The 23,904-nt window shown below is 67.1% G+C and carries 17 protein-coding genes; 8 read left to right on the forward strand and 9 right to left on the reverse strand.

Annotation, left to right across the window (positions count from 1 at the left end):
* Positions 1-16: 16 nt before the first annotated feature.
* A complete protein-coding gene (locus CYD53_RS10840) occupies positions 17-1,039 on the forward strand; it encodes a DNA topoisomerase IB (RefSeq protein WP_103718109.1) in 1,023 nt (340 codons plus the stop codon).
* A gap of 230 nt (positions 1,040-1,269) precedes the next feature.
* Here the strand turns inward: CYD53_RS10840 and CYD53_RS10845 are convergent, their stop codons facing one another.
* Complete coding sequence (locus tag CYD53_RS10845; RefSeq protein ID WP_103718110.1) at positions 1,270-3,657, reverse strand: xanthine dehydrogenase family protein molybdopterin-binding subunit; 2,388 nt, start codon at positions 3,655-3,657, stop codon at positions 1,270-1,272.
* Between the two features lie 328 nt (positions 3,658-3,985).
* On the opposite strand from CYD53_RS10845, the gene CYD53_RS30915 reads away from it, so the two are divergent.
* The 5 genes from CYD53_RS30915 (at position 3,986) to CYD53_RS10870 (ending at position 10,794) form a co-directional block, all read left to right on the forward strand.
* Complete coding sequence (locus CYD53_RS30915) at positions 3,986-5,017, forward strand: cupin domain-containing protein (RefSeq protein ID WP_342751690.1); 1,032 nt, start codon at positions 3,986-3,988, stop codon at positions 5,015-5,017.
* A gap of 281 nt (positions 5,018-5,298) precedes the next feature.
* On the forward strand, positions 5,299-5,652 hold the full coding sequence (locus tag CYD53_RS10855) for a hypothetical protein (protein ID WP_146055887.1): 354 nt from the start codon (positions 5,299-5,301) through the stop codon (positions 5,650-5,652).
* Positions 5,653-5,780: 128 nt separating this feature from the next.
* Positions 5,781-6,179, forward strand: coding sequence for a FixH family protein (locus tag CYD53_RS10860; RefSeq protein WP_103718113.1), 399 nt, complete (start codon positions 5,781-5,783; stop codon positions 6,177-6,179).
* The gene (locus tag CYD53_RS10865) at positions 6,176-7,606 is read left to right on the forward strand and encodes an efflux RND transporter periplasmic adaptor subunit (protein WP_103718114.1); all 1,431 of its coding nucleotides are present in this window, start codon (positions 6,176-6,178) and stop codon (positions 7,604-7,606) included. Before CYD53_RS10860 ends, CYD53_RS10865 begins: the two co-directional genes overlap by 4 nt.
* Positions 7,603-10,794 carry an efflux RND transporter permease subunit gene (locus CYD53_RS10870; RefSeq protein ID WP_103718115.1) on the forward strand — a complete coding sequence of 1,064 codons (3,192 nt, stop codon included), beginning with the start codon at positions 7,603-7,605 and terminating at the stop codon, positions 10,792-10,794. The genes CYD53_RS10865 and CYD53_RS10870 overlap by 4 nt, the downstream gene beginning before the upstream one ends.
* Positions 10,795-10,850: 56 nt before the next feature.
* Here CYD53_RS10870 and CYD53_RS10875 read toward each other — a convergent pair whose 3' ends face one another.
* Entirely contained in the window at positions 10,851-12,239 is a 1,389-nt protein-coding gene (locus CYD53_RS10875) for an MFS transporter (protein ID WP_103718298.1), read from the reverse strand.
* A 77-nt stretch (positions 12,240-12,316) separates the two neighbouring features.
* Here CYD53_RS10875 and CYD53_RS10880 point away from each other — a divergent pair, with 77 nt between their 5' ends.
* Entirely contained in the window at positions 12,317-13,303 is a 987-nt protein-coding gene (locus CYD53_RS10880; protein WP_181011809.1) for a LysR family transcriptional regulator, read from the forward strand.
* A gap of 60 nt (positions 13,304-13,363) precedes the next feature.
* Here the strand turns inward: CYD53_RS10880 and CYD53_RS10885 are convergent, their stop codons facing one another.
* Positions 13,364-16,831: an indolepyruvate ferredoxin oxidoreductase family protein gene (locus CYD53_RS10885; protein ID WP_103718299.1), complete on the reverse strand. Its 3,468-nt coding sequence runs from the start codon at positions 16,829-16,831 to the stop codon at positions 13,364-13,366.
* Positions 16,832-16,970: 139 nt separating this feature from the next.
* On the opposite strand from CYD53_RS10885, the gene CYD53_RS10890 reads away from it, so the two are divergent.
* The gene (locus tag CYD53_RS10890; protein WP_103718117.1) at positions 16,971-17,438 is read left to right on the forward strand and encodes an Lrp/AsnC family transcriptional regulator; all 468 of its coding nucleotides are present in this window, start codon (positions 16,971-16,973) and stop codon (positions 17,436-17,438) included.
* Positions 17,439-17,485: 47 nt separating this feature from the next.
* Here CYD53_RS10890 and CYD53_RS10895 read toward each other — a convergent pair whose 3' ends face one another.
* From CYD53_RS10895 to CYD53_RS10920, 6 genes are read right to left on the reverse strand one after another with little or no spacing between them, the layout of a single operon-like run.
* Entirely contained in the window at positions 17,486-18,625 is a 1,140-nt protein-coding gene (locus CYD53_RS10895; protein ID WP_103718300.1) for a glutamine amidotransferase-related protein, read from the reverse strand.
* A gap of 37 nt (positions 18,626-18,662) precedes the next feature.
* Entirely contained in the window at positions 18,663-19,832 is a 1,170-nt protein-coding gene (locus CYD53_RS10900; protein WP_103718118.1) for a M24 family metallopeptidase, read from the reverse strand.
* A 3-nt stretch (positions 19,833-19,835) separates the two neighbouring features.
* Complete coding sequence (locus tag CYD53_RS10905; RefSeq protein ID WP_103718119.1) at positions 19,836-20,933, reverse strand: mandelate racemase/muconate lactonizing enzyme family protein; 1,098 nt, start codon at positions 20,931-20,933, stop codon at positions 19,836-19,838.
* Positions 20,934-20,944: 11 nt separating this feature from the next.
* Positions 20,945-22,102 (reverse strand): M20 family metallopeptidase, encoded by a 1,158-nt coding sequence (locus CYD53_RS10910; RefSeq protein WP_103718120.1) that lies wholly within the window; start codon positions 22,100-22,102, stop codon positions 20,945-20,947.
* A gap of 29 nt (positions 22,103-22,131) precedes the next feature.
* The gene (locus CYD53_RS10915; protein ID WP_181011810.1) at positions 22,132-22,875 is read right to left on the reverse strand and encodes an amino acid ABC transporter ATP-binding protein; all 744 of its coding nucleotides are present in this window, start codon (positions 22,873-22,875) and stop codon (positions 22,132-22,134) included.
* Positions 22,876-22,909: 34 nt separating this feature from the next.
* Entirely contained in the window at positions 22,910-23,629 is a 720-nt protein-coding gene (locus CYD53_RS10920) for an amino acid ABC transporter permease (RefSeq protein ID WP_103718122.1), read from the reverse strand.
* Positions 23,630-23,904: the final 275 nt, after the last annotated feature.

Here is a 23,904-nt window from a genome sequence, read left to right on the forward strand (position 1 = left end):
GGCGGATGAGGCGACCATGGTCGGAGAGCAACAGCCGGGCGCGCGATTGCGCAGGGTGGCGGCGGACGAGCTGACGATCCGCCGCGTGCGGCGCGGCACGGGTTTCAGCTATCGCGACGCCGCGGGGCGCGCGATCCGGGATGCCGACATGCTCGCCCGCATTCGCTCGCTGGCGGTTCCCCCCGCCTATCAGGATGTCCGCATCGCAGCCGATCCGCGCGCCCATTTGCAGGCCGTCGGCAGGGACGAGGCCGGGCGCGTCCAGCATCGCTATCACCCCGCCTGGGAGAGAATGCGCGAGCGCCGCAAATTGAAGCGGCTCATAGGCATCCTCGATGCGCTGCCGAAACTTCGCGCGAGCGTCGCGCGCGACCTGAGGACGCGCGGGCTCGGGCGGGACAAGGCGCTGGCCTGCGCCGTCGCCATCATCGATCGTTGCCATATCCGGGTCGGCAACGAGGCTTACGCCACGGCCAATGGCAGCTTCGGCGCCTCGACCCTGCTCAAGCGGCATGTCGAGTTGACCCGCAGGCGGATCGCTCTGGTGTTTCGGGGCAAGAGCGGGGTGCAGGTCGCATGTGCTTTCGAGGATGCGCCCCTGGCGCGCGCGCTTGCCAGCATCATGACGCTGCCAGGGCGCCGGTTGCTGCAATATCGCGGTGAGGATGGCGCGGTCGCGCCAATCCGCGCCGGCGAGGTCAACGCGTATCTGCGCCGTGTGTCGGGGTGCCCCGTCAGCAGCAAGGATCTGCGCATGCTGGCCGCCAACGCCACTGCGGCGGAACATCTGCTCGCGAGCGGGAGCGGGGCCGCACCGGGCGACCACAAGCGCGAGCTGGCTCTGGTCATGCGCGAGGTCTCGGAGCGGCTCGCCAACACGCCGGCGGTGGTGCGCAAGAGCTATGTCCACGAGATCGTCGTCAACGCCTATGCGAGCGGCAGGCTCAAGGCCTGCTATGACGGCGTGCGCGGCCGTGCCGGCTGTTCGCGTACCGAGCGGGCGCTTGCCCTGCTGGCCGCCGAGGCCGCGAGGCGATAGGGCGCAATCTGGAAGACCGGCAGCGCCACCGGCTGTGCTCGGACTGTTTGGGCTTCACTCGGCCCCATCCTGAGAAGCCGCGTAAGCGGCGCCTCGCAGGCCCCTCCAGAAGCAGGCCGCTCAGCTCCGGGTTTCATCCTAGAGCGTCATTCTCGGGCTTGTCCCTGAGAATCTCATGACCAGAGCGCGCTGGTTTGCGAGATGGTCGGGTCAAGCCCGACCATGATGCGCTACGCCGCTGGGCCGGCTCCCGCCCCTCCGGACCGGATCGCCCGCCAGACGGCCTGGGGCGTCGCCGGCATGTCGAGATGGGTGACGCCATGGGGCGCCAGCGCATCGACGACCGCGTTCATCACCGAGGGCAAGGAGCCCGCGCACCCCGCCTCCCCGCAGCCCTTGGCGCCGACCCGGTTGTTCTGCGTCGGCACGCCCTGGCTGACGAAGGAGAAGAACGGCACATCCGCCGCCCGCGGCAAGGCATAGTCCATATAGGAGCCGCTCATCAGCTGGCCGCTCTCGTCATAGACGGTGCGCTCGAACAGGGCCTGGCCGATGCCCTGGACGACGCCGCCATGGAGCTGGCCCTCGACGATCATCGGGTTCACCACCGTGCCGAAATCATTGACCATGACATAGCGCGCGATCGCGACCTGCCCGGTCTCAGGATCGATCTCGACCTCGGCGATATGGCAGCCATTGGGATAGGCCGAAGGCGCGGATTTGAAGACATGGTCGACATCGAGCGACTGCGGCAGTCCAGGCGCGAGCGCCGTGCCGGCCCGCAGCCGCGCCGCCAGTTCCATGATGCCGATCGCGCGGTCGGTGCCGACGACGCTGAACTGGCCGGCGGCAAAGGCGATATCGGCGCTATCAGCCTCCAGGACATGGCCGGCGACGAGCTTGCCCTTTTCGATGACGAGATCGCTCGCCTCGAGGATCGCCGAGCCGCTCGCCATCAGCGATTTCGAGCCGCCTGTGCCGCCACCCGCGATCAGCCGGTCGCTGTCGCCCTGCACGAGCTTGATCTTGTCGAAGGGCACGCCGAGCTGGCTGGTGAGCAATTGGGCGAAGGGCGTCCAATGGCCCTGGCCGTAATCCAGAGTGCCGGTGACGATGGTCACGCTGCCATCCGGCTCGAAATGGATGCCGCCCATTTCATTGCTGGGTGGCGCCGTGACCTCGAGATAGCAGCCGATGCCGCGCCCGCGCAGCAGCCCGGCCTTCTGGCTCTTCTTCAATCGCCCGGCATAGCCCTTCCAATCGGCGGCTTCGAGCGCCCGCTCGAACAGCGCCGGGAAATCGCCGCTGTCATAGACCGTGCCCACCGGCGTCGCCCAGGGTAGCTTCGCGGGCTGGACCAGATTGCGCCGGCGCAAACTCGCCCTGTCGATCCCCATGCCACGCGCGGCCTTATCGATCAGCCGCTCCATCAGGTAGTTGCCTTCCGGACGGCCGGCGCCACGATAGGCGCCGATCGGGGCCGTGTTGGTCACCGCGCAACGCGTCTTAACCTCGACGAGCGGGGTCTGGTACATGCCGACCGAGTTCTTGCCGATATTCAGCGTCGCCATCAGCGGCCCGGCCGGCGTGACATAGGCGCCCATATTCGCCACCCCGGTGAAGCGCGTGGCGAGGAAGCGCCCGCGCGCGTCCAGCGCCAATTCGGCCTCGAAGACCATATCGCGGCCATGATGATCCGAGACGAAGCTCTCCGAGCGCTGATCGGTCCATCTGACCGGCCGCTTCAGCATGCGCGCCGCGTGCAGCAGCACGACATATTCTGGGAACACGGCGGCCTTCATGCCGAAGGAGCCGCCGACATGGCCGGTGACCAGGCGCATCTGCGCAGGCTTCACACCCATCGCCGCGGCCAAATTGTTGCGCATGCCGAAGGCGCCCTGGCTCGGCGCATGCAGCGTGTAGCGCTTCGATTTGCCGTCAAAACTCGCAATCGCGGCGCGCGGCTCGATCGGGTTGACGACGACGCGGTTGTTGACGATCCGTAACCGGGCGACATGCGCGGCATCAGTGAAGGCGGCTGCGACCTTGGCGGCGTCGCCGGAGTGGAAATCGACGATCAGATTGCCGGTGACGTCGTCATAGAGCTGCGGAGCCCCAGGCCTGAGCGCCGCCTCGGCATCCGTCACGGCGGGCAGGATGTCGATGTCGAGCCTGACCATCTCCGCAGCGTCGCGGGCCTGCTCGGCGCTGCGCGCGACGACGAGCGCGACGGGGTCGCCGACGAAGCGGACCTTGCCTTGCGCCAGCGCCGCGCGCCCGGGCTTTCGCATCGTGGTCCCATCGCGGGCGGGTATATCGACCACCGTCAGGATGGCGTTGTAGCCGTGCCCGTCGAGGTCGGCTGCGGTATAGACCGCGACGACGCCCTTCATCGCGCGCGCCTCTGCCGTATCCACCGCCTTCAGATCGCCATGCGCGTGCGGGCTGCGCACGAAGGCCGCAAAGAGCTGCCGCTCGACGCTGAGATCGTCGGTATAGCGCCCCTGCCCCTGCACCAGGATCGCGTCCTCCCGGCGCGGCACGCGCTGGCCGATCTCGACCGAAGCCGCGGCAGAGCTACCAAGGGAAACGTCAGCAGGAGAAACGCGAGAGTTCATCAGGCACCGGCCATGGGAGGACAGGAGAGATGGGTGAACGGGGAGGAAAGCTCCACCTCCTTGATAGGGCGGGAACTGGACCCGCTGAAAGAGCGCGTGATGCAGCCCCGCCAAGCGCCCAGCGGTTGCGAAACGCGCTGAGCATGCCAAACTCACGGACTGAGCCAAACTCACAGACCTTGCCGAACTCACAGGCTGAACCGGCCTGCCGACAAAGGCACGCTGGTGAAGGCCTGCTCGCGACGGCGGGCTCGCAATGGCTTGGCGGTTGGCTGCCCCGCAACTGGGCGAACGGAACAGGTGTCTGATGGGCCTTCGCTTCATTTTCATGCTCACACGCAACGACCGCACGGTCAGCGATGCGATGGAGCAGCTTGGGATCGCGCTGGCGCTCGGCGTCCGGCATATCGGCTTCAAGGATATCGGCCTTCCGCTCGACCGGCTGAAGGAACTCAAGACAGCGATCAGGGCGGGCGGCGCGACCTCCTATCTCGAGGTGGTTTCGCTCGATCGCGACAGCGAGATCGCATCGGCGAAAGCCGCCGTCGAGATCGGCATCGACATTCTGCTCGGCGGCACCAGGGTCGACGAGGTGCTGCCGATCCTTGCCGGCACGACGATCCAGTACTGCCCGTTCCCAGGCAGGATTTCCGGGCATCCCAGCGTTCTCGAGGGGACGATCGACGAGATCGTCGCCAGCGCGCGGGCGCTTGCCGCGCGCGATGGCGTGCACGGGCTCGATCTCCTGGCCTATCGCTCGCATGAGAACGTGCCGGCGCTGATCGCGGCCGTCTGTGGCGCAGTGTCCAAGCCCGTCTATGTGGCGGGATCGATCGACACGCCGGGCCAGATCGCCGCGCTGAAGCAGGCCGGGGCGGCCGGCTTCACCATCGGCACGGCCGCGCTGGACGGGAAGTACCCAGCCGACGGCACGGATGTGCCGCGCCAGCTGGCGACGATCATCCGCGATGTCGCGAAGCTCAACCGGCACATCTCGCCGTTTCACAAGGATAATCTGACGCACGCTTTCGGACGCTTTTCCGAGAGGCGATTTTCCGACGCCTGGCCCCCTCGCCTCGCCGCTTCGGTCAATAATCCGCGGATCAAGCTGGCGAGGCTCGAGGGCGAGTCCGGCTGGCATTTCAACAGCCGGGAGGACGAGGTCTTCTTCGTCCATAAGGGCCGGCTCTTGATGAAGTTCCGCGACCGCGACGAGGTGATCGAGGAAGGCGAGTTCATCCTCGTGCCGCGCGGCGTCGAGCGCTGCCCGACCGCGCTGGAAAAGCTCTGCGAGGTCGTCATGCTCGAGATCGACGCGACGCGCCGCGACAGCCAAGGCGGCAAGGAACAACGCGCCTGACGCTTGCGCCCGGGCGCAGACCTCAGATCAGTTTCTGATTCAACTGGATCAGGAACTGATTCAGTTGTTTATCATAATGCCTTGTTTTAACGTGATTTCTTCACGTTAGTCAGTGTCCACGTCGCTCGAAGCCGCTCCAAGGCATTGCGCGAAAAACGGGGCATCGGTTCTTTGCATGGGCAATGCCTCAACTCCTGGTACGGATCACGCCCTGAGCGGCTGACGATCTCTTGAAGTCGCCGAGCTTCCGCGGGCCGCTCGCATATGGCAATCATCGCCCCATGAAGCTCCGGCTCCTCGCGCATTGTCTGGTTCTGGCCCTGTTCGTCACGGCCAGCGTCCTGACGGCTTTCGTCAGCCCGGCCAAGGCCGGCTATGGCCGCGTGGAGGTCGAAGCGGCGATACCGATGGCGGTCGACATGCCGTGCTGCCCGCCCGATCAAGCTGGGTCGCTGGACTGCAAGACAAACTGTCCGGCATTGACCTTCTGCCTGGCCAAATGCTTTGCCAGCGAGCCGATGACGGCTTTTGCCACGCTCGCCCAACCGATCATCGTCGCGCTTGGAATGACGGGCGACGATGCCGCCCAGGCCTCGCGGCCGTTCGAGCCGCCGGCACGACCTCCTCGAACCTGAGACATCGCCGGCGCCAGCGCGTCGGCTTCGACCGCACGGAAGCTCTGGGCGGTCGATGAACTGTGGCTCGCGCCACGTTCAGGGCCGCGCGCACGCGCGGCGGTCCGATTCCACTCAGGACTTCGAACATGACCATCATTCGCATTTTGCGCGCGCTCGCCGCTGCGCTTCCGATCGCCGCCGTTGCGGTGCCAGCTCTGGCGGACATCAAGGATTATGAATTCCGGCTCGCGCAGAACGAGCTCAAGCAGGGGAACGGCGTCGTCGTCACTGTCCAGCTCATCGACAAGCGCTCGGGCAAGCCTGTCCCGGACGCCGTGATCTTCGCCCAGCGCATCGACATGGCGCCGGACGGCATGGAGATGATGGCGTCGCCGATCGAGGTGATGCCGTCGACCGAGCCCGGCACCTACCGCTTCAAGACCAACCTCACCATGGCGGGAGGCTGGCGCCTTTCGCTCGGCGCCAAGATCCAGGGCGAGACGGGCACACTCGAGAACAAGCTGACCCTCAAGGCCGTGCCATGAACCGCATTGCCCTCTCAGGCCTCGCCCTCACTGTTGCCATGGCGGCGGGGGGCGCAGGCTATTGGGCGGGGCACCGGGGTGTTCCGGTGCCTGGCCTCAGCGAATGGCGCAGTGGCGAAGGAACGCGCGTAGCCGGGGAGCCTGCCGCGACGGGTGCGGTGATCTACTATCAGGACCCCGACGGGAAGCCGCTCTATTCGGCAGAGCCGCGCCGAACGGAAGATGGCAGGGCGTACCGGGCCGTCCGCGCCAGCCAGGACATCAGCTTCGACGAGCCGACAACGGCGCAGGCCGCCAAGGCGAATGGCGAGCGGAATCTGCTCTATTACCGCAACCCGATGGGGCTGCCCGACACCTCGCTTGTGCCGAAAAAGGACGCGATGGGGATGGATTACCTCCCCGTCTATGCCGGCGAGGATGTCGACGAGACAGTCATCAAGCTCTCGCCGGGGCGCATCCAGCGCAGCGGCGTCCGCTCGGAGCGCGTCGGCCGCCAGCTCATCACGCGGCCGATCCGGGTACCAGGCACGGTGCAGCTCGACGAGCGCCGCATCGCCGTCGTCGCGACGCGTTCGGATGCCTTCATCCAGGAGGTCGCAGCCGTCACGACCGGCGATCATGTCGCCAAGGGCGATCGGCTGGTCAGGATCTATTCGCCCGAGATCACGGCGGCGGGTGCGCAGTTCTTGACCGAACTCAATGCGGCCGCGCGTGGCGTCCCGGAAGGTGGGGCAAGGCAGCGGCTGGAGAACCTCGGCGTGCCGCCCGAGATCGTCGCCGAGATCCAGCGTAGCCGGAAGGTGCCGCTGACGATCAACTGGTCTGCTCCACGCGACGGCATCGTGCTGGAGCGAAACGTCGTCGTCGGCATGAAGACGACGGCCGGCGACAGCCTGTTTCGCCTCGCCGACCTCTCGACCATCTGGGTCATTGCCGATGTTCCCGAAGGCGATCTCGCTGCTATCCGCATCGGCGCGCCAGCGACGATCCGGCTGCGCGGGCGGCCCGGAACCGTCTTCGAGGGCAAGGTCGGCCTGATCTATCCGCAGGTCGCGGAGGCGACACGCACCACCAAAATCCGCATCGAGCTCGCCAACCGCGAGGGCATGCTGCTGCCAAACATGTATGCCGATGTCGAGATCGGCTCCGGCGATGCAGCCCCGGCACTCGCTGTCCTCGACAGCGCGGTGATCGATACCGGGACGCGCCGCATCGTCATCCTCGACCGCGGCGAAGGCCGCTTCGAGCCGCGCGAGGTCAAGCTCGGCCAGCGCGGCGACGGCATGGTCGCGATCAGCGAGGGCATTGCGGAGGGCGACCGTGTCGTCGTCTCCGCCAATTTCCTGATCGATGCCGAAAGCAATCTCAAGGCGGCGCTGAGCGGGCTCAGGCCCACGGAGACCAAGCCTTTCGAGGTCAAGCCATGATCGCCCGCCTGATCGCCTGGTCGGCGCGCAACCTCGTCCTCGTCTTTGTCGGCACCGCGTTTGCGGTCGCGGCCGGGGTCCATGCGGTGAAGACGCTGCCGCTCGACGCCATTCCCGATCTCTCCGACGTCCAGGTCATCGTCTACACGGAGTATCCCGGCCAGGCGCCGCAGGTGATCGAGGATCAGGTCACCTATCCGCTGACGACCTCGATGCTGACGGTGCCGAAAGCCCGCGTCGTGCGCGGCTTCTCCTTCTTCGGCGTCTCCTTCGTCTATGTCATCTTCGAGGACGGCACCGACCCCTATTGGGCGCGCTCGCGCGTGCTCGAATATCTCAACGCGGCGGCCCGCCGCCTGCCGACCGGCGTCACGCCCACCCTGGGGCCGGACGCGACCGGCGTCGGCTGGGTCTATCAATACGCCGTCATCGCCAAGGAGATGACGCTGGCCGAACTGCGCTCGACGCAGGATTGGGTGGTGCGCTTCGCCGCCTCGCGGGCGGAGGGCGTGGCGGAGGTCGCCAGCGTAGGCGGCTTCGTCAAGCAATATTCCATCGTGGTCGACCCGGTGCGGCTGCGAGCCCAGGGCGTCTCGCTGGCTGCGCTGCGCGAGGCCGTCAGCAACAGCAATAGGGATGTCGGCGGACGCACCGTCGAACTCGCCGAGTTCGAATTCATGGTGCGCGGGCGCGGCTATCTGCAATCGATCGCCGATATCGAGAACATCGTGCTCAGGAGCGAGCGCGGCGCGCCACTTCGCCTCTCAGATGTCGCGCGCGTCGAACTCGGCCCCGACGAGCGGCGCGGTATCACCGAGCTCAATGGCGAGGGCGAGGTCGTCAGCGGCATCGTGCTGCAGCGCTTCGGCGCCAACGCGCTCAGCGTGATCGGGCGCGTCAAGGAGCGCCTTGCCGAGATCGCACCTGGCCTACCGGGAGGCACTGAGATCGTGCCGGTCTATGATCGCTCGCAGCTGATCGAGCGGGCAATCACGACGTTGAAGGGCACGCTGATCGAGGAGAGTCTCATCGTCGCGCTGGTCTGCGTCGTCTTCCTGCTGCATCTGCGCAGCGCCCTGGTGGCGATCCTGATGCTGCCGGTCGGCATCCTGATGGCGTTCGCGGCGATGAAGACGCTGGGCCTGGGCTCCAACATCATGAGCCTGGGCGGCATCGCGATCGCGGTCGGGGCCATGATCGACGCCACGATCGTCATGATCGAGAACGCGCACAAGCATCTCGAACGCAGCCCTCCGGACAAGCCGCGCGTCGAGATCCTGATCGCGGCGGCAAGCGAGGTCGGGCCGGCGCTGTTCTTCAGCCTGCTCGTCATCACCGTCTCTTTCCTGCCGATCTTCACGCTGGAAGCGGAGGAAGGCCGGCTGTTCGGGCCGCTTGCCTATACCAAGACCTTCGCCATGGCGGCTGCCGCCTGGCTCTCGGTGACGCTGGTACCGGCGCTGATGGTCGTCTTCGTCAGGGGCAGGATCATTCCCGAGCGCAGGAACCCGATCAATCGGGTGCTGATCGCGCTCTATCGCCCACTCATCCGTGGCGTGCTTGGGGCCAAGACCCTGACGATCCTGCTGGCGCTCGCCGCGCTCGGCATCAGCCTCTGGCCGGCACGGCAGCTCGGCTCGGAGTTCATGCCGACGCTGAACGAGGGCACGCTGATGTATATGCCGACGACCTTGCCCGGCATCTCCGTGACCAAGGCTGCGGAATTGCTCCAGACTCAAGATCAGATCATCCGCTCCTTCCCGGAGGTCGCCTCGGTCTACGGCAAGGCCGGCCGGGCCCAGACCGCGACCGACCCGGCGCCCATCGAGATGTTCGAGACCATCATCAACCTGAAACCCAAAGCCGAATGGCGCGAGGCTGTCACCATCGACGGCCTGAAAGCCGAGATGGACAGGGCGCTGCAGTTCCCCGGCGTCTCCAATGCCTGGACGCAGCCGATCCGCGCCCGCATCGACATGCTGGCGACCGGCATCCGCACCCCGATCGGCGTCAAGGTCTTCGGCACCGATCTCGCCCAGATGGAGGGGATCGCGCGCCAGATCGAAACCGTGCTGAAGACGGTGCCGGGCACGAGCAGCGCATATGCCGAACGCGTCATCGGCGGCTACTTTCTCGACATCATCCCCGACCGCATCGCGCTTGGGCGCTACGGGCTCTCGGTCGGCGATGTCCAGAACGCGGTCGTGATGGCGATGGCGGGCGAGACCGTCACGACCATGGTCGAGGGTCGCGAGCGCTACGGCGTCACGATCCGCTATCCGCGGGATTTGCGCTCCGACCCGCAGGTGATCGCGCGCGAGGTGCAGGTGTCGATACCGGCGGGCGGCAGCGTGCCGCTCGGCGAGGTTGCAAAACTCGAGCGCAAGCGTGGCGCGACCACGATCCGCACCGAGAATGGCGAGCTTGCGACCTACATCTTCGTCGATATCGCCGGGCGCGATCTCGGCGGCTATGTCGGCGAGGCGCAAGCTGCGATCGCGCAGTCGGTGAAGCTGCCGTCCGGATACCGCGTCGCCTGGAGCGGGCAGTTCGAATATCTCGAACGGGCCGAGGCGCGGCTGAAGATCGTCGTGCCGCTGACGCTCGCGATCATATTCCTGCTGCTCTATCTGAATTTCCGCAGGCTGACCGAGACCTTCATCGTCATGCTCTCGCTGCCTTTCGCGCTGGTCGGCGGCGTCTGGCTGCTCTGGTGGCAGGGCTTCAACCTGTCGGTCGCGGTTGCGGTCGGCTTCATCGCGCTTGCCGGGGTCGCCGCCGAGACCGGCGTCATCATGCTGATCTATCTCGACCATGCTTTGGCGGAGGTGAAGCTGCGTCGCGCGGCGGAAGGCAGGCCGTTCACGCGAACCGACCTGCACGACGCGATCATGCTGGGCGCGGTCGAGCGCGTGCGACCCAAGATCATGACCGTAGTCGCGATTATGGCGGGCCTCCTGCCGATCCTGTGGAATACCGGCACCGGCTCGGAGGTGATGCAGCGCATCGCGACGCCGATGATCGGCGGCATGGTCTCCTCGACCGTGCTGACGCTGCTGGTGATCCCGGCGATCTATGGCCTGGTCAAGGGCTGGGGGCTGCCGAATCTGGACGCCTCAAGCGCCACCGTCGATGCGCCGGCGCCCACCGGGGCTGGACCGCTTGCACTGCCACAGGAGCTACCGTGACGGCACCGGGATGATCTTTACACCGGTTGCCGATATCAGCTCGACGCCATGCCACATCAGGCTCCGGCCCTGTGCCTTCCGTTCAATGAAGCCGGGAGCAGAAGACAGGCCAGCACGCCGCATGCCGACGCGGCGGCGGCAAAGCCGAAGGGCCAGACGAAGCCGGCCGCAGCAAGATCGAACGGCGTGAGGGCGCCAAGCGCGGCGACGCCCATCGCAAAACCGGCCTGTCTCGCGATGACGGTGACGTCCGATGCCATGCCGCTGGCCTCCGGCGGCGCAAGCGCCAGCACGGCTCCGGACAGTTGCGGATGCGACAGGGCGGCCCCTGTGCCGATCAGTATCATCCCGGCGAAGGCCCATGCGAGCGCCGGTACCGTTGCTTGCGTGAGCGCCGCGGCGGCCAGGGCGCATCCGCCGAGCGCGACCAGCGTCAGCGCCGCCGCGAACAGCCGCCGCCAGCCCAGCCGCGATGCGAGGCGACCGCCAAAGGGCGGGATGACAAGCATGGGCAGGGTCGCGGCCAGCAGCCCCAGCCCGGCCGACCTGGCCGTCCAGCCGAAGGCGGCGCCCAGGAAAAGCGGCAGGTAGACCAGGACGGCCCAATATCCCGCCGAGACGGCCAGCAGCAAGGCGGCGACGCCGGCCATCGGCCGGCTCGCGAAAACGGCCGGATCGAGCATCGGCCGCGGCTGCCGCCGTTGCCGGGCGGCGAACAACGCGACAAGCCCGGCCCCCGCCGCGAGCCCGATCGCCATGCGGATCAGCGAATGGCGGGCCTCGAGGATGGCTTCGATCACCAGCCCCAGCGTCAGGATAACGACCCCAAGCCAGTCCAGCGGCTTGTCCGTGTCGTCGCGCGTCTCGGCCACCATACGCGGCACCACAAGCGCGATCAGGGCGCAGAACGGCAGATTGGCCAGGAAGATCCATCGCCATCCCAGCCCGGAACTGATCATGCCGCCCAGGCTCGGCCCCAGCGCCATGGCGACCCCGGAAACGACGCCGACGATGCCGAAGGCGCGGGCCCGCGGTCCCGGCGCAGGAAACGCGGAGGCAATCAAGGCGAAAGCCCCGGTCACGAGAAAGGCCGCGCCGCCGCCCTGAGCCGCGCGGGCCATGAGGAAGAGCGGACTGTTCCACGCAAGGCCGCAGGCAAGGGATGCCAGGAGGAACCAGGCGTTTCCGATGATGAGCGTCCGCCGCCGGCCGAAGCGGTCGGCCAGGGCGCCGGCCACGAGCAAGGTCGCGGTAAAGGCGATGCTGTAGGCATCGACGATCCAGGCCAAGCCCTCCACGGGGACGCCGAGATCCGTCCCGATCGCCGGCATGACGACCACGACCGAGGTCACGTCGAAATTGGCCAGGAAGGCTCCAAGGCCGAGCGTGGCTGCGGTCAGCCGGCTACGGGCGTTCCAGAGATCGTCTTCCAGACAGTGCTGCATGGCTCCGGCATGGCGTGTCAGGCCAGCCCGCGGCAAATGAGCATTGCTCCGCCCGGCATGAAGCTGTTTCATGCGGTGTGCGTTCCATCTCAGCCCAGATGCCGCCCTTTGCGGGCCTGCTCACTTTCGAGGCTGTGCTGAGGCTCGGCAGCATGACGCTCGCCGCCGATGAACTCGGCCTGACGCAGAGCGCCGTCAGTCACCGGATCCGGGCGCTGGAGAGCTTCTTCGGCGTCCCCCTGCTTGAACGGCTCAACCCCGGCCTGCGCGCGACCGAAGCAGGCCTGCGGCTCGCCCGCGAGCTCGCTCCGCTGCTGGGCACGATCGCGGGTCTGCGACGCCGGATCGCGGACCAATCGGGGCCGCGGATCTTCCGGCTCGGCCTCAGCCCGTCACTGCTGGCTTGGTGGCTGTCGCCCCGCCTGCCCTCTCTCTGCAATGCCTTTCCAGACCTGTCCATCGAGGTTTGCACCTGGGACACGGCGGCCGAGGCCGCACGCGCCGAGGTTGACCTTGCCCTGCTCTGGCTGCCGCAGGCCGGCAAGATGCCGACTGACAAGACGGAAGACGCCCGCGAGTTGCCTTTCCCGTCCGAGAGCGTCTTCCCGGTCGTCGCACCGAGGCTGCTGGGGAGCATCGGCCCGGGTCAGGATTGGCGGGCGCTGCCGCTGCTGGCGAAAGGACGGCGAGGCGAGGAGACGGAGCGGGAGTGGTCCTGGGCGACCTGGCTGCGGAAAGGACCCGGCCATGAAACGTTGCGCTTCCGTGATATCGGCAGCTCCCTGCAGGCGGCGATGGATGGCAACGGCGTCGCTCTGGCGCGCTCGCTGCTCGTCGCCGATGCCTTGCGTCAACAACGCCTGATGCGCCTGACCGGCTTGGGCGAGGCGCAGGCCTGCTCCAACAGGCAGGTCGCCCGCTGGAGGGATCCCCAGGACGGGACGGCCGAGCGCATGGCGGCGTGGCTCGTATCGTCGGCAGGGCAGGACATGACCGCCGATGAAGGCGTGACGACTGGTGAAGGCATGTCGACAGGTGCGGGCATGGCGGCTGGCGCATCGTGATTCAGCCGTCGGCGGCGAAGCGACGCCATATCTGTCGCCCGCCGATCCCGGTCGCCCTGGTCATGAGTTCACGGCCTGCCCCTTGGGGTGGCGAACCCCACCATTCACAGCCAGCGGCATCGGCCGCGCGAGCAACTCGTTCACGCGCGCCTTCACCTGTTCGACGGCCTTGTCCTTGACCGGGCCATAGCCGCGGATGTCCATCGGCGCCCTGGCGATCTCCGCCGCCTCCGCCGGCCCCTGCCGCGGCAGGCGCTCCAGCAGCTGCGCGACGATCCCTTCGTACCAGCCTATCAAGCCCCGCTCCATCCTGCGCTCGTCGGTATAGCCGAAGACGTCGAAGGCGGTGCCCCGCAGCCGCTTGAAGCGAGCCAGCGCCCGCAGCGGCGTCTGGATCCATTGGCCGAACCGACGCTTGAGGGGTCGGCCCCGGGCATCCCTGCCGCTCGCGAGCAGAGGCGGCGCGAGGTGGTAGTTCACGGTGAAGTCGCCTTCGAACTCGCGCTTCAGCTCGTCGAGAAACCCGCTCTGCATGTGCAGCCGCGCGACCTCGTATTCGTCCTTGTACGCCATCAGCTTGAAGAGCGAACGCGCCACCGCCTCGGTCAGTGCGGTGGACTTGAAGGGCGCCTCCGCGACCCGGACACGCTCGACAGCGTCGCGGTAGCGTCGCGACCAGGCCTCGTCCTGATAGCCGACGAGAAATTCGGCGCGGCGCGCGATCACCGCGTCGAGCGTCTCGGGGCCGACCGCTTCCTCCCTGCCGTTGAAGTCGGGATCGGCGAAAGCCAGGCGCCCCGCCGCGAAGGCCTGCCGGTTCGTCTCGACCGCGACCGCGTTGAGCGCGATGGCGCGGTCGAGCGCCGCATGCGAGACCGGCACCAGCCCTTGCTGCCAGGCATGCCCCAGCATGATGACATTGGCGAAGACGGCGTCGCCGAAAAGCGTTTCCGCCATGGCGTTGGCATCGAAAGCGCGGACGTTTCCGGCTCCGGCTACGTTCTCGATTTCATGCAGCCGACGGCGCGAGGCGAGATCGGCATCGCGGAAGCGGACGACGTCGCCGGTCGGCATCTCGGCAAGATTGACGACCGCTCGCATGCCGCGCCGATAGGTCGCCGACGCCTTCGGCGAGGAGGAGACGACGATGTCGCAGCCGATCAGGGCGTCAGCCGCGCCGTTGTCGATCCGAACCTGGTTGATGGCCGATGGCGTGCCGGCCAGGCGGATGAAGGACAGGACCGGCCCGAATTTCTGCGCGAAGCCGGTGAAATCGAGCACCGAGCTGCCCTTGCCCTCGAGATGGGCCGCCATCGCGATCAGCGCGCCGATCGTGATGACGCCGGTGCCGCCGACGCCGGTGACCAGGAGATCGAACGGCTTGTCGAGCGACACTGGCGCGGGCGCCGGGAGGACGGCGGCGCGGGCCACGAAATCGTCCGCCGTCACGGTTTTCTTGCGCCGCGTGGCGCCTTCGACCGTGACGAAGCTCGGGCAGAAGCCATTCAGGCAGGAGAAATCCTTGTTGCAGTTCGACAGGTTGATCTTGCGCTTGCGCCCGAACGGCGTCTCCTTCGGCTCGACGCTGAGGCAGTTCGACTCGACCGAACAATCGCCGCAGCCCTCGCAGACGAGATCGTTGATGTAGGCGAAGCGCTTTGGGTCCTCCAGCGTGCCGCGCTTGCGGCGGCGACGCTTTTCGGTGGCGCAGGCCTGTTCATAGATCAGCACTGAGACGCCCTTCACATCGCGCAGCTCGCGCTGCACGGCGTCGAGTTCGCGGCGGTGATGAATGGTGATGCCGGCGGGCAGGTCGCGGGTTGAGAATGCCTCGGGCTGGTCCGACACCAGCGCCAAACGCTCGACGCCTTCGGCGCGGACCTCCTGCGCGATCGCCTGCACGCTGATCGGCCCGTCGACCGGCTGCCCGCCGGTCATCGCCACCGCGTCATTGTAGAGGATCTTGTAGGTGATGTTGGCTTTGGCCGCGATCGCCTGGCGGATCGCCATCGAGCCGGAATGGTAATAGGTTCCCTCGCCGAGATTCTGGAAGATGTGGCCCTTGCCGGTGAACAGCGACGAGGCGGCCCAGTTCACCCCCTCGCCGCCCATCTGGATCAGCGAGGTCGTCTCGCGGTCCATCCAGCTCGCCATGAAATGGCAGCCGATGCCCGCCAGCGCCTTGGAGCCTTCCGGCACCTTGGTCGAGCTGTTGTGCGGGCAGCCCGAGCAGAAATAGGGCGTGCGCGTCGCGCCCGGCACCTGGATCAGGCGGTCGGCTTCGGGCACCAGGCTCGCCGCCCGCTCGGACAGGCAAAGGTCCGGAAACAGCGCATCCAGGCGCCGCGCCACGATCGGCGCCAGCATGATCGGCGACAATTCGCCGATCCAGGAGATCAGCCGGTTGCCGTCCTCGTCGCGCTTGCCGACCATGGCGTGGGGCTTGTGGCCGGGATAATCGTAGAAATACTCCTTGAGCTGACTTTCGATGATGCCGCGCTTCTCCTCGACGACGAGGATCTCTGTCTTGCCGCGCACGAAATCGAGCGCATCGCGGCGCGCCAGCGGCCAGACCATCCCGACCTTGTAGATGTCGATCCCCAGCTCTCGGCAGGCCGCCTCGTCGACGCCAAGCAGGCGCAGCGCCTCCATCAGGTCGAGATGGCCCTTGCCGGTGGTGACGATGCCGAAACTGGCGTCGGGGATGTCATAGATGCGGCGATCAATCGGATTGGCCTCGGCGAAGGCGAATACGGCCATCTTCTTGGCCTCCATCCGCTCCTCGATCTGCGGACCCGGCAGATCCGGCCAGCGATAATGCAGCCCCGTTGCGGGCGGCGTGTAGCTGGGCTCCTGGAAATCGCGTGGCGGCGGAATCTCGACAGATTGGCCGCTTTCCACGGTTTCCGAGATCGCCTTGAAGCCGACCCACATGCCCGAGTAGCGCGAGAGCGCGTAGCCATATTCGCCGAAGGCCAGGTACTCGCCGATCGAGGCTGGATTCAGCGTCGGCATGAACCAGGCCATGAAGGCGACGTCTGACTGGTGCGGCATTGAGGACGACACGCAGCCATGATCGTCGCCCGCCACGACGAGAACGCCCCCGTGCGGCGAGGAGCCGTAGGCGTTGCCATGCTTCAGCGCATCGCCGGCGCGGTCGACGCCCGGCCCCTTGCCGTACCACATCGCAAAGACGCCCTCGACTTGCTTGTCGGGGTTCGTCTCCACCTGCTGCGAGCCGAGCACGGCCGTTGCGGCAAGGTCCTCGTTCACCGCCGGCAGGAACGCGATCTTATGCTGCGCGATCAGGTCCTTGGCGCGCCACAGCTCCAGATCGACCCCGCCGAGCGGCGAGCCGCGGTAGCCGGAAATGAAGCCCGCCGTATCGAGGCCGCGGGCCTTGTCGCGCCGTGCCTGGTCGAGCGCGATGCGCACCAGCGCCTGCGTTCCAGTCATGAAGACGCGGCCGGAGCTCTTCGCGTAACGGTCGCCGAGCGCGTAGTCGCCAACCGGGGCATCGTAAGCCATGAGCGAAACCTCCCGCATGTTATTGTTGCGGTCGATTTAACCAGATTCCTCTGGAAAATTTTGCCTGACTTTATGATATTTGCCTATTGTCCGGAAATTTATACCGGAAAATGGCGCAACATCGGTGAGACCTACCAGAATGGCAAAAATCGAGCTCAGCGCCCAGGACAGCCGGCTGCTGCAGATCCTGCAGTCCGATGCGCGTGTCTCCAATCAGGATCTGGCTGATCAGGCCGGCATGTCCGCCTCCGCTTGCTGGCGCCGGGTGCGGACGCTGGAAGAGGTCGGCGTGGTCGCTGGCTACATGGCGATCGTCGATGCGGAGAGGGCGGGGTTTGGCTTCAGCGCGATCGTGCATGTGGCGCTGCTGCGCCACGAAGCCGACCACGTCTCCAACTTCATCGCACGCGTCGCCCAACAGCCCGAAGTGGTCGAATGTTTCGCGACCACCGGCGAGGCGGACTATCACTTGCGCGTCGTCTGCCGCGACAAGGACGACTACAACGTCTTTCTCGAGCAGTTTCTCTTCCGCCTGCCGGGCATCGCCCATGTGCGCACCAATCTGGTGCTGAAGGAGATCAAGCTGCACGGCAAGATTCCAGCCTAGGACGATGGCGTGGCCCCCGTGAGGGCGCGCGGTTTACACCGGGATCGTCACAGATCGTCGCGCGCTGCGCGAAGGAAGGCTGGAAAGACGGGATGCGGCGCGCTCGTCTTGGGGGCCAGTTCGGGGTGACCCTGGAGGCCCAGGAAGAAGGGATGTGCGGGCCATTCGACGGCATCGACGACGCGGCCGGCGAAGCTGGTCGCGCTGACGACGAGACCCGCCTCCTGCAGATCGCGACGCAGCGACGGGGCCAGATGGAAACGATGGTTGCAGCGCACGCGCATCGTCTGCGCTCCCATCAAGGCGGCGAGACGCGTGCCCGGTACGAGATCGACATTTGCATCGCCGGTACGATGTTCGGGCAGGATCGCAGGACCATCGGCGCTCATGTCCCCCGCCATGGCGACGAAGCTCTTGGTTTTCGCCTCGGGATCGGCTTCGGCGAGGTTGACCATGCCGTCCCCCAAAACCCGCTGCGCGAAGGCGGTCGTCATGGTCTGCATGCCCAGGCACAGGCCGAGCACCGGAACGCCGCGAGCCAGCGCAAATCGCGCCGCACGAATCTGGCCGGGGACATTGCCCATGTCCGAACCGCCCGGCAGGAGGATGCCGGCGGCATCCTCGTACAGCGCCGCATCGCTGTCCCGCGGATCGATGAAACGGATGGCGATCGCGAGATCGAGGGCTGCGGCAGCGTCCTGCAGCGAGGCGAGCGCAGCCGGATAGACGTTGCGATGGTCGTGTTCGCTCCCGACGAGACAGATTGAACGGCACGGCTGGGTGGACCAGGCGCGGGCGGGTGCCGCTTCCGCCTGCTCCGGCGCTGCGATCTCCTCATCGACCGGGATGCCGGCCTGCAGCGCGCCTTCGCGCAGCAGGCGGCCGTCCTGACCGAAGCTCGGATGGATCGGAACCACGACATCGGCCTGGCGCGCCTCGGACAGGATCTCCGCAACGCTCGCCGCCGCCGCGATCGGGCGCCCCAGGATGCGCTCGGCGAAATAGAGCCCGCTCGGCCCGAGGCCGCCGGCGGCATGGACATATTGCTCGGCGTCGGGATGGGCTGCGAGATCGAACGTCGCGGGCAGATGCATGAAGCGCGCGCCACGCCGGAGCGCCGCGACCGCTGCGGCTGCTCCAAACCGGGCCGGACGAGCCGTGTGGTCGATCACGAGATGGAGGGTCACGGCATCCCCATGGAGCAAAGCGGGCGGTCGATACGGCTCAATCCACCTGTAGCAGCGCCCTGTCGATGGTGCCGAGCACGCGGTGGCCCGTTGGCGTCACCACGATCGTCTCGCTGACGCCGACGGTAAAGCGGCCATAGATGCGCAGCGCCGGCGGCAGGTGGAACGCCATGCCGGGCTGGAGTTCGGTCTTGACGCCCTTGTTCAGGTTCAGGATCGCGCCTTCGCCCCAATCGGGCGCAAACGAGATGCCGACGCTGTAGCCGAGGCGCTTGCGGAAGGCGTCGGTATAGCCGGCCTTGTCGATCACGGCCTGGCAGGCGAGATGGGGCACCTCGCAGGCGACGCCCGGCCGGATTTCGTCCAGGGCGGCGGCAAGGGCGTCCTGGCAAGCCTTCATCATGTCGCTCGCCACGGCGGGCGGCGCACCGAGCCAGGCCGAGCGCATCAGCGCAGCGTGGTAGCGGTCATGGCAGGCGGCCATTTCGAGGAAGGCGGGGTCGCCCGCCTCGATGCGGCGGCGCTTCCAGGTGCCGTGCGGCACGCCCGAGCGCGAGCCCGACGAGACCAGCGGCTCCATGCCCATATATTCCGAGCCCGCCGCGATCGCCGCGCCCATCATCGCCGCCACGAGATCGTTCTCGGTCGCGCCCGGCTTCACGGCCGCCAGGCCCGCCTTCATCCCGGCATCGACATAGGCTGCGGCATAGTCGAGCTTCTCCAGCTCCAGCGGCGACTTGATGGCGCGCAGCGCCTCGACGATACCGGCCGCATCGCCGATGGTGCCGAGCTCGGCCTGGAGCGCTTCATAGACGGCGATCGGCAGGAACCAGCCGCGCTTGTCGATGGCGACACGCTTGCCGGCGAGGCCCTTGTCGCGGATCACCTTGGTCAGGAAGCCGACCGGATCCTCGCCATCCTGGTAGACGGCGGCATCCGCGATGAAGGTATTGGCGATGAAGTTGAAATATTCGAGCTGCCGGATGACGAAGACGGGATCGCCATCGACCGGCAGCACCAGCGCCTGGAAGGTGTAGTAGCCCGGCGTCTGCTGCCCGGTGAGGTAGAAGATGTTCTCAGGCCCGGTGACGACCATCACGTCGAGCCCGGCCGCCGCGAGACGCTGGCGCGCCCTGGCGACGCGGCCGTCATATTCGCTCTTCGGAAAGGCCGATTCCGAGCCCTGTACGACGCTGCCGATATCCATCGCTCAATTCTCCCAGAGTGTCTCTGTGCGCTCGCGCGCGAAGGAAAGGCCGAGGCCAGGCCGCGCCGGAGCGGACACCAGGCCATCCGCATAGACGAGGCCCGGCGCCGGATCGTTGCTCAGGCCGTCGGCGCCATAGAGCTCGGCGAAACGCGGCTGCGTGGCAGCGCACAGATGCAGCGCGGCGGCGGTGGCAAGGCCACCCTCGTTCATCTGCCCGATCATGCAGGGCACGCCGGCCCCAGCGAGCGCCCGGGCGGCGCGCAAGGCGGGCGCGAGGCCGCCGAGCTTCACCAGCTTCAGATGCACCATCAGCCTGTGGCCGCCAGTGGCGAGGCGCATCGCGTCGTCCTCGCCCCTGACGCTTTCGTCGAGCATGATCGGGACGGGGCTGGCCTCGGCGAGCCGCGCCAGCACATCGAAGCCCATCGGCGCGACCGGTTGCTCGACATAGGCGAGATCGAACGGCGCCAGCGCCTCAAGCCGTGCCGGCGCATCCGCCAGGCTCCAGGCCGCATTCGCATCCACCGCGATCTTGACGCCGGCGCCGAAGCGTGTGCGCAGGCTGCCGATGCGGGCGAGATCCTCAGTGAAATCGGCCGCGCCGATGCGCACCTTCAGGTCCCGGAAGCCGCGCCCGACATAGGCCTGCGCCTGGCGCTGGAAGGTCGCATCATCCGATATGAACAGGGTCTGGTTGGTCGCATAGGTGACCGGCCCGGCCTCGGATTTGGCCAGGAACGCGGCCAGCGGCTGGCCGGCGCGTTTGGCGGCGAGATCATGCAGGGCGAGATCGACCAGCATGCGCAGCGGCGCGCTGGCGCGCGACAACAGCGGCGGCGGCGCGGCCAGCAGCGTCTCAGGGGCGGGCGTCAGGTCGAGGCCCGGCAGCAGCGCGAGCGCCTCCGTGACGACATACTCCGCCGCGAGCCCGTTGAGATAGGCGATGTTGATCCGGACCTCGCCCGTGGCCGCGATGCCGTCTGCGTCCTGCAAGGCGAGATAGAGCGTGTCGAGGCCCGCGACCGGCCCCGACGAGGCCGTGTGCAGCAGCAGGCCGCCGCCATAGCTCAGCATCGCCCGGTGCAGGGACAGGCGCATCGGCTTTCCCCTCAGCCCGACAGCATCGCGACGGCGACGTCGCGATAGATCAGGCTCGCGGCCACGAATTCGTCGACCGGCACGAACTCGTCGGCCTTGTGCGCGACGGAGAGCGAGCCCGGTCCGATCACGACGCCCTCGGCGCCCGTCGCCCGGAAATGCACGAGGTCGCAGCCGCCCTGGAAGCCGAACGGTCCCGGCTCGGCGATGCCGTGGCGGCGCGCCGCAGCGAGGCTGCGTTGCACGATCGGCCGGTCGGGGGCGGTCTCGGTGGCACCGCCCGTGGTGGCTTTCCACTCCAGGATATCGGCGCGCAGGCCGAAACGCGCATGAGCCTGCTTCAGCACCAGCGCGATCTCCGCCTTGACCCCATCCTCGTCCTCGCCCGGCACCATCCGCCGGTCGAGCAGCAGGTCGCAGGCACCGGGCAAGACATTATCGGCATGGCCGCCATGGATGCGCGTCACGGTGAGGCTCGCCTCGCCGACGAGCGGGTGGGTGCGGCGCCGGACATTCGCCTCATGCTCCTGCGCGACCATGGCGAGAAGCTGCCCGGCGCGCAGGACGGCGTTCTCGCCGAGATGCGGCGTGCCCGAATGGGCGGGGACACCGTGGACGCGCACGAGCGGGCGCAGGCTGCCCTTATGGGCGCTGTAGATCGTGTTGGAGGTCGGCTCGCCGACCACGGCGACATCGATCTTCGGCCGCTTGGCGGCATAGTGCTTGGCCCCCTCGCTGGCGATCTCCTCGTCGGCGACGAAGATGGCGAGCAGCGTGCCCGACCAGCTCCGACGCGTCGCGGCCAGCATACGCACGGCCTCCAGCATGGCCGCGAGCGGGCCCTTGCAGTCGCAGGCGCCGCGCCCGTAGAGGCGCCCCTCCGCCTCGCGCAGGACGAAAGGATCGCTCGTCCAGCCTTCGCCGGCGGGCACGACGTCCATATGCGTGTTGAAGGCGAAGACCGGCCCCGGCCCGTTGAGAAGGCGCGCCTCCACATTGACGCGGCCGGGCTTGTATTCGTCGAGCGCGACGTCGAGGCCGATCTCGCGCAGCCGCGCCGCGACGTAGTCGGCCGCCTCCAGCTCGCGCCCGGGCGGATTTTCCGTGCGGATGGCGACGAGTTCGGCGAGCTCGCGCTTCATGCGGGACGCGTCGGGGGTGGTTGTCATGGCGTGTCTCGAAACCGGCGGGTCAGCAGTCAGTGCAGGATCTGGTCGAGGAATTGCCGCGCCCGCGCATTCACGGTGCCGCCGAAGAAATCCGCGCTGTTGGCGATCTCGACGATCTGCCCGGCTTCCATGAAGACGATGCGGTCGGCGGCGCGCTTGGCGAAGCCCATCTCATGGGTGACGACGATGCTGGTCATGCCCTCGGCCGACAGCTCCGCCATAACATCGAGCACCTCGCGGATCATTTCCGGGTCCAGCGCCGAGGTCGGCTCGTCGTAAAGCATCACGGCCGGCTTCATCGCCAGCGCCCGCGCGATGGCGACGCGCTGCTGCTGCCCGCCCGAGAGTTCGTCGGGATAGCTGTCGGCCTTGTCGGGGATACGGACCTTCCTGAGCAGACCGAGCGCAATGTCATGGGCATCGAGGCGCGACAGGCCGAGGACCTTCATCGGTGCGAGCATGATGTTCTCGGCGGCGCTCAGATGCTGGAACAGCTCGAAATTCTGGAACACCATGCCGATCTCCTGCCGGATCAGCGGCGCCGCCCTGAGATCCCTCCCGATATCCTTCCCCTTGAAGAGGATGTTGCCGCGGTCGGGCGGCTCCAGCAGGTTCACGCAGCGCAGCAGGGTCGATTTGCCGGAGCCCGACGGCCCGATCAGCACGACGGTCTCCTTCTCCTGAACCTCCAGGGAGCAGGTCTTCAGCGCCTGGAGCTGGCCGAAGCTCTTCTCGATGCCGATCAGTTCGAGTAGAGGGCGTTGCGCGGTCATGACGGCCTCCCGCAATCGGGACAGAATGCGTGCCTCATCGGATGTCAGCCGCCGCAGTCAGCCGCTCGACGAGCGGCTTGGCCTTCCTTCGTGCGCGGGCCCGCTTGGGGTCCAGCGCCTGCTCGAGCCAGGCCTGCGCCGCCATGAAGATGGTCGTGAGCACGAGATAGTAGATGCCGGCGGCCGAGAGGGCCTCGAAATAGCGGAAATTGGCGCTCGCTGTCTGGTTCGCGATCAAAAGCAGCTCCTCCACCGCCACGACGGAGACGAGCGCGCTCGTCTTCAGCATCCCGATCATCTGGTTGCCGACCGGAGGAAGGATGATGCGCAGCGCCTGCGGCAGCACGACGTGACGCATGACGCCCGCGCGCGTCATGCCGAGCGCAAGGCCGGCCGTGCGCTGGCCTCTGGTCACAGATTTGATGCCGGAACGCAGGATCTCCGCCATATAGGCGCCCTCGTTCAGGGACAGCGCGATCACCGCCGACATGAAGGCCGACAGGCGAATGCCGAAGCCGGGCAGGACATTGTAGATGAAGATGATCTGGAACAGGACGGGCGTGCCGCGGAACAGCCAGAGATAGAACAGCGCGAGGACGCGCAGAAGCGTCAGCCTCGCCTCCTGAAGCAGGGCGACGACCAGCCCTGCCAGGATGCCGAAGAACAGGGACGTCACGGTGATGAGCAGCGTCATCATCGCGCCGTGAAAGAAGATCGGCGACAGCACGTAATCGAGGACGAGCTGTAAGGACATCAGGACACTCGGCCATGCAGGGTTCTGAGAGTATGTTTGGACATTCCAGCCCTCATCCTGAGGAGCCGCGAAGCGGCGTCTCGAAGGATGCTCCAGATGGCTCCAGAGCCTCCTGGAGCATCCTTCGAGACGCCATTCCCAAGGGAATGGCTCCTCAGGATGAGGGCTCGCGGAGTTTCCAAACGGGCTCTGAGGTCTCGCATGGCTCTGAGATCTTGGCTGCACGGCGACGTCATGGCGGCCTCGTCAGGCGAGGCTGCCAGAGCAGGATACGA

Source organism: Allobosea psychrotolerans, from assembly GCF_002917105.1.
Taxonomy (GTDB): Bacteria; Pseudomonadota; Alphaproteobacteria; order Rhizobiales; family Beijerinckiaceae; genus Allobosea; species Allobosea psychrotolerans.